Source organism: Streptomyces sp. SID14436 (assembly GCF_010548465.1).
GTDB lineage: Bacteria > Actinomycetota > Actinomycetes > Streptomycetales > Streptomycetaceae > Streptomyces.
Map to the genome: position 1 here is coordinate 1 of NZ_JAAGMD010000512.1, position 6,464 is coordinate 6,464.

General features: G+C 74.4%; 5 protein-coding genes. All 5 read left to right on the plus strand.

From position 1 onward, the window contains the following. Positions 1–926 (plus strand): DUF5914 domain-containing protein (locus tag G3I53_RS17835; RefSeq protein WP_164438541.1); only part of this gene is annotated, 926 nt, incomplete at its 5' end. A gap of 148 nt (positions 927–1,074) precedes the next feature. Next, positions 1,075–1,587, plus strand: a complete 513-nt coding sequence (locus G3I53_RS17840; RefSeq protein WP_164335031.1) for a TspO/MBR family protein — start codon at positions 1,075–1,077, stop codon at positions 1,585–1,587. A gap of 219 nt (positions 1,588–1,806) precedes the next feature. Further along, positions 1,807–4,659, plus strand: coding sequence for a Na+/H+ antiporter subunit A (locus G3I53_RS17845; protein ID WP_164438542.1), 2,853 nt, complete (start codon positions 1,807–1,809; stop codon positions 4,657–4,659). Next, the gene (locus G3I53_RS17850; protein WP_343239606.1) at positions 4,656–5,087 is read left to right on the plus strand and encodes a Na(+)/H(+) antiporter subunit C; all 432 of its coding nucleotides are present in this window, start codon (positions 4,656–4,658) and stop codon (positions 5,085–5,087) included. Before G3I53_RS17845 ends, G3I53_RS17850 begins: the two co-directional genes overlap by 4 nt. Next, positions 5,084–6,464, plus strand: a 1,381-nt coding sequence (locus G3I53_RS17855) for a Na+/H+ antiporter subunit D (RefSeq protein WP_164438543.1), incomplete at its 3' end; no start/stop codon positions are given. The genes G3I53_RS17850 and G3I53_RS17855, both read left to right, overlap by 4 nt.

Here is a 6,464-nt window from a genome sequence, read left to right on the forward strand (position 1 = left end):
CATGGCGCCGGGCCCGCCCGGCGCTGATCGCCGGCGCGCTGAAACGCGCCTCGGCCCGTCCGTCCGGGAACTGGTTCGTCGTCGGCGCGTCTCGGGACGTACGGGCCGGCGGGCGGCCGTACGGCCGGACGGTGGGCGGCGTCGAGGTCGTGCTGTGGCGCACGGACACGGGTGAGCTGCGGGCGGGGCCCGGTGTCTGCCCGCACCTGGGGGCGCCGCTGCGCGACAGCCGGGTGGTGTGCGGCACGCTGGTGTGCCACTGGCACGGACTGGCCCTGGACGGCGGCCCGTTCGCCGGCTGGGAACCGTATCCCGTGCACGACGACGGGGTGCTCGTGTGGGTGCGGCTGGACGCGGTCGGCGGGGAGGAGCCCTCGGAGCGGCCCGCGGTGCCCGCCCGGCCCCGGCCGGGCGGCGGGGTGGACGCCGTGTTCACGGCCGTGGGGCGCTGCGAACCGCAGGACGTGGTCGCCAACCGGCTGGATCCGTGGCACGGCTCGTGGTTCCACCCGTACTCGTTCGTGGACCTGTCGGTGGTGCGGGAGCCGGACGGTGACGACGGCGACGCCTTCGTCGTCGACGTCTCCTTCCGGGTGGCGGGCCGTCTGGTGGTGCCGGTGCGGGCGGAGTTCACCGCACCGGACCCGCGCACGGTCGTGATGCGCATCACCGAGGGCGAGGGGGTGACGTCCGTGGTGGAGACGCATGCCACGCCGCTGACCGGCGAGGGCGACCCCGCCCCGCGGACCGCGGTGGTCGAGGCGGTCGTCGCCACCTCGGACCGGCGCGGCTTCCGCCTCGCCCGGGCCGCCGCCCCGGCGCTGCGTCCGCTGATGCGGCGCACGGCCGGACGCCTGTGGCGCGACGACCTGGCCTACGCGGAGCGGCGCTGGACGCTGCGCAGCACGGGGCGTTTCCCGGGCTGACGGCGGGGACAGAGCGCAGTGTCCGGGTTCCCCGCTCCCGCTCCACAGGGTGCCGGAGCGTGGGGGCGTGTGCGGCGCGCCGTGCATCCGAAAGCGGGCCGGGGGCACCCGGGCGGCACACCGCACACGCGACGACGGGAGACCGCAGGTGACCCAGGCTCCACCCGACCAGGACCGGCGCCGCTCCGCCTCGCGCCGGCCGCTGCTGCTCCTCGTCCTGCTCCTCGCGGTCTGCTACGCGGTGGCCGCCCTGGGCGGCCTGGCGGCGTCGGACTCGGGGAGCACGTACCGCTCGCTCGACCGCCCCGCCTGGGCTCCTCCCTCCTGGCTGTTCGGCCCGGTCTGGACGGTGCTGTACGCCACCATCGCGTTCTCCGCCTGGCTCGTGCTGCGTCACCGCCCCCTGGCGGCGGCCAGGAAGGAGATGGCGTTCTGGGGCCTGCAGCTCGCGTTGAACCTGGCCTGGACGCCGCTGTTCTTCGGCGCCGACCGGTACGGCCTGGCGTTCCTGGACATCTGCCTGCTGCTGGCCGCGCTCGCCGTCACGATGCTGCTGTTCCGCCGCCGCAGCCCGGTGGCCGCGCTCCTGCTCGTGCCGTACGCGCTGTGGGTGCTGTACGCGGCGTCCCTCAACTTCGCGATCTGGCGGCTCAACACCTGACGTCGGCCGCTCCGGGCCGTGCGGGGCGGCACAGGGCGGTCCCTGGCGGTCCCGGGCGGTTCCGGTGGGGCGTACTGCACCCGTTTGCACCAACCGGAGGGATTGATTGCCCCGGTGCCGGGCACCCTCGACCGGCGCTCGGGATAGGGCTTGGAGGGACCGGTCCGGACGGGCCGGGCACGCGGCGGCGGGCCGGGACGAGGCGGAGGAGTTGGTGCGGTGCTGTTCCTGCTGGCTGCGCACGCGGCGGTCGCAGCGTCCCTTCCCTGGTGGCAGCGGCGACTCGGCCGCACGGTGTGGGTGGTGGCGGCGCTCGTGCCGCTGGCGGCCGTGGTCTGGGCGGGCACGCGCGCCGCGCGCGTCCTGGACGGCGGTGACTACCGGGAGAGCCTGTCGTGGGCCCCCTCACTGGGGCTGACGGTCGACCTGCGGCTGGACGCGCTGTCCCTGCTGATGCTGTGGATCGTCGCCGGGGTGGGAGCCCTGGTGCTGCTGTACTGCCGGTACTACGTCGAACGGGACACCGGCCGTCTGGCAGCCGTGCTGCTCGCCTTCGCCGGCGCCATGACCGGACTCGTCCTGGCCGACAACGTCTTCGTGCTGTACGTCTTCTGGGAACTGACCACCGTCGCCTCGTTCGTGCTCATCGCCGGGCGCGGGGACGACCGGGAGGAGCGGCGCGCCGCCCGGCAGGCGCTGCTGGTGACCACGGCCGGCGGTCTGGTGATGCTGCTCGGTCTGATCCTGCTCGGCCGGGCGGCCGGGACGTACCGGATCTCCGGGATCCTCGCCGACCCGCCCCAGGGCGGCGCGGTCTCCGCGGCCGTGGTGCTCGTCCTGATCGGGGCGTTCGCCAAGTCCGCGCAGATGCCGCTGCACGGCTGGCTGCCCGCGGCCATGGTGGCGCCCACACCGGTGAGCGCCTACCTGCACGCGGCCGCCATGGTCAAGGCCGGCGTGTACCTGATCGCCCGGCTGGCTCCCGCCCTGGCGGAGACGGCTCCGTGGCGGCCGATGGTGCTCGCGGTGGGTCTGACGACGATGGTGGCGGCCGCGTGGCGGGCCCTGCGCGCGACCGACCTGAAGCTGCTGCTGGCCTACGGCACGATCAGCGAACTGGGCCTGCTCGTCGCCCTGCTGGGGGCCGGCACGCGGACGGCCGCGCTGGCCGGAGCGGTCATGCTGCTCGCGCACGCGGCGTTCAAGGCGGCCCTGTTCCTGTCCGTGGGGATCCTGGACCGCCAAACGGGGACCCGGGACGTCCGTGAACTGTCCGGCGCGGGGCGCCGCATGCCCGTGCTCTTCGCGGCCTCGGCGCTCGCCGCCGCGTCGATGGCCGGGATCCCGCCGCTGGTCGGCTACCTGGGCAAGGAGGCGTACTTCGAAGCCTTCCTGCACGGCGGTTCCCACCTCGCCGGGCACGGGTGGCTGACGGCGGTGCTCGTGGCCGGGTCCGCGCTGACCGTGGCGTACGCCGCGCGGTTCGTGCAGGGGGCGTTCGGCGGCAGGCCCGGGGGTCCGGTGACCCGGGCGGAGCGGCCCGAGGCCGGCTTCGTCGCGCCGGTGGCGGTGCTGGCCGGGGCGGGACTGGCCCTGGGCGTCGGCTACGCGGGCACCGCGGCCCTGGCGGGCGCCTACGCCGACGCCTACCCGCCGGGCCCGGATGGGCCGTACGAGCTGTCCCTGTGGCACGGTCTCACCCCCGTGCTGGGGCTGTCGGCGCTGACGCTGACGCTCGGCGCGCTGGTGCACCTGGGGCGGCGTTCGCTGCCCGTCGTGCCGAGCCTGCCCGATGTGCAGCGCGCGTACGACCGCACGGTCGCGGCGGCCGACCGGCTGGCCGTGGCCGTGACCAGGCACACCCAGGTCGGGTCGGTGCCGGTCTACCTGACGGTGCTGCTGGCGACGGTGGTCCTCGTGCCCGGCACGGCGCTGCTGGCGGGCGCGTCCCCGCCGGGCTCGCCGCCGGCGTGGTGGTCGCCCCTGGAGACGATCCTGGCCGTGGTGGTGCTGACGGCGGCGGCCGCGGTGGTGGGCTCGCGGCACCGGCTGACCGGTCTCCTGCTGACCGGTGCGGTCGGCTACGGCGTGGCCGGGGTGTTCCTGGTGCGGGGCGCGCCGGACCTGGCGCTGACCCAGTTCCTGGTGGAGACCATGACCCTGGTGGTGGTGGTCCTGGTGCTGCGCCGGATGCCCGCCCGGTTCAGTCCCGGCCGGACGGCGGCCAGGGTGCGTCTGGTGCGGGCGGCGGCGGCCGGCGCGGTGGGGATCCTCGTCACCTGGTTCACGCTGGTGGCGTCCGCCGCGCGCACGGCACCGGCCGTCTCGTCGGGCTACGCGGAGCGTATGAAAGAGACGGGCGGCGACAACATCGTCAACACGATCATCGTCGACTTCCGGGCGCTCGACACGCTGGGGGAGATCTCGGTGCTCCTGGTGACGGCGGTCGGCGCCGTGAGCCTGATCCGGGTGGGCGTGCGCGGTCCCGCGCGGACGTCCGGCGGTCCGGGCGGCACGGCTCCGACGGCCCACTGGGACGAGCCGGCGCGGACCTGGCTGCCCGGGGCGACCGAACGTCCGGGCGGTGAGCGCTCGTTGCTGCTGGAGGTCGTCACCCGCCTGGTGTTCCCGTCCATCCTGGTGCTGTCGCTGTTCCTGCTGTTCTCCGGCCACTACGGTCCCGGCGGCGGGTTCGCCGGGGGTCTGGTGGCGAGTCAGGCGTTCGTCCTGCGGTACCTGGTGGGCGGGCGGGCCGATCTCCGTGCCGCCGTCCGGGCGCCCGCGAGCGCGGTCGCCGGCTCGGGGCTGCTGCTCGCCGCCGTGGCGGGGACGGTTCCGCTCCTGTTCGGCGGGACCCTGCTGGAGAGCACGGTGGTGACGCTGCATCCGCCGGTCCTGGGCACGGTGAAGTTCGCGACCAGCGTGTTCTTCGACATCGGCGTCTATCTGCTGGTCGTCGGTGTCGTCCTGAAATTGCTGTCGGCGCTGGGCGTCTCCCTCGGCCGGGACATGGCCGAGGCGGACGGGGCCGGTCCCGCCGACGACGGCGCGACGGCGGAGGGGGCACGGTGAGTCCGGTCGACGTGACCATGGCACTCGTGGTCGGCACGCTGTTCGCCATCGGCTTCTACCTGATGCTGCAACGGTCGCTGATGCGGATCGTCCTCGGGTTCGTCCTGCTGGGCCATGGGACGAATCTGCTGCTCCTGGTGGCCGGGGGCACGCCCGGCCGACCCCCGGTGCTGGAGGACGGGTCCCCCGTGCCGGGGCGCATGGCCGACCCGCTGCCCCAGGCGATGGCGCTGACGGCGATCGTCATCACGTTCGGTCTCACGGCGTTCCTGATGGCCCTGGCCTACCGGTCGTGGCGTCTGACGGGGCACGACGAGGTGCGCGACGACATCGAGGACCGGCGCATCGGCACCTTCGGCGACCGTGACGAGGACGGCGTGGACGGCGGCCGGACCGTGGACGACACCGCCTCGGAGGGAGACCGATGACCGCGGTCCTGCTCGCGCTGCCCGTCGTGCTGCCGGCCCTCGGCGCCGGTGCCTCCCTGCTCGGCCTTCCCCGTGCGGTGGTCCGCGCGAGCGGCGTCGGTCTCCTCGCGGCGGTGGCCGCGTGCGGCGCGGCGCTCCTCGTGCTGGCCGACCGGGACGGGCCGCAGACCCTGCACGCCGGGGGCTGGCCCGCACCGGTCGGGGTCACCCTGGTGGCCGACCGGCTGTCGGCCCTGCTGCTGACCGTCTCGGCGCTGGTGGCGCTGGCCGTGCTGCTGTTCGCCATCGGGCAGGGCACGGCGGAGGAGCGCCGCAGCGCCGCCGTGGTCTTCCACCCGGCCTACCTGGTGCTCGTCACGGGCATGAGCCTGGCGTTCCTCACCGGCGACCTGTTCAACCTGTTCGTCGCCTTCGAGGTGATGCTCGCGGCCTCCTACGTCCTGATCACGCTGGACGGTGACGAGAACCGCACCCGCGCGGGGATGACGTACACCATCGTCAGTCTGACGTCGTCGCTGCTGTTCCTGTCGCTGGTGGCGCTGGTGTACTCGGCCACCGGCACGGTCACCCTGGCGCAGCTCGGCCCGCGGATCGCGGAACTGCCGGACGGTCTGCGCTCCGCGCTCGCCCTGCTGCTGCTGTCCGTGCTCGGCATCAAGGCGGCGATCGTGCCGCTCCACTTCTGGCTGCCCGACAGCTATCCGACCGCTCCCGCGCCGATCACCGCCGTCTTCGCCGCGCTGCTGACGAAGGTCGGCGTGTACGCGCTGCTGCGCACCCAGACGCTGCTCTTTCCCCGCACGGACGTGTGGGTCCTGCTGGCGTGTGCGGCGATCGTCACCATGCTTCTGGGGATCCTCGGTGCCCTCGCCCAGGACGACCTGAACCGGCTGCTGTCCTTCACGCTGGTCAGCCACATCGGTTTCATGCTGTTCGGGCTGGCCCTGTTCGACACCCCGGGGCTGACCGGCACCATTCTCTACATCGTCCATCACATCATCGTCCAGGCGGCGTTGTTCCTGGTGGTGGACCTGATCGTGTTCCGCACCGACACCGCGGCGCTGCACCGTCTGAAACGGTGGCCGCGTCCCGGCCCGGTCGTCGTGACGCTGTTCCTCGTGCCCGCCCTCAGCCTGTCCGGCATCCCGCCGTTCTCGGGCTTCGTCGCCAAGCTGGCCCTGCTCCAGGCGGCCGTCGCCCAGGGCGCGCCGGCCGCCTACGCCCTCGCCGGGACCGCCCTGTTCACCAGTCTGCTGACCCTCTACACGATGAGCCGCGTCTGGACGGCGGCCTTCATGGGACGTCCGCCGGGCCGTCCGGAGGCGGAGGCGGCGCCCGCCGCGGGCCCGGCCGCCGGCCGCCCGCGCGGGACGGGGC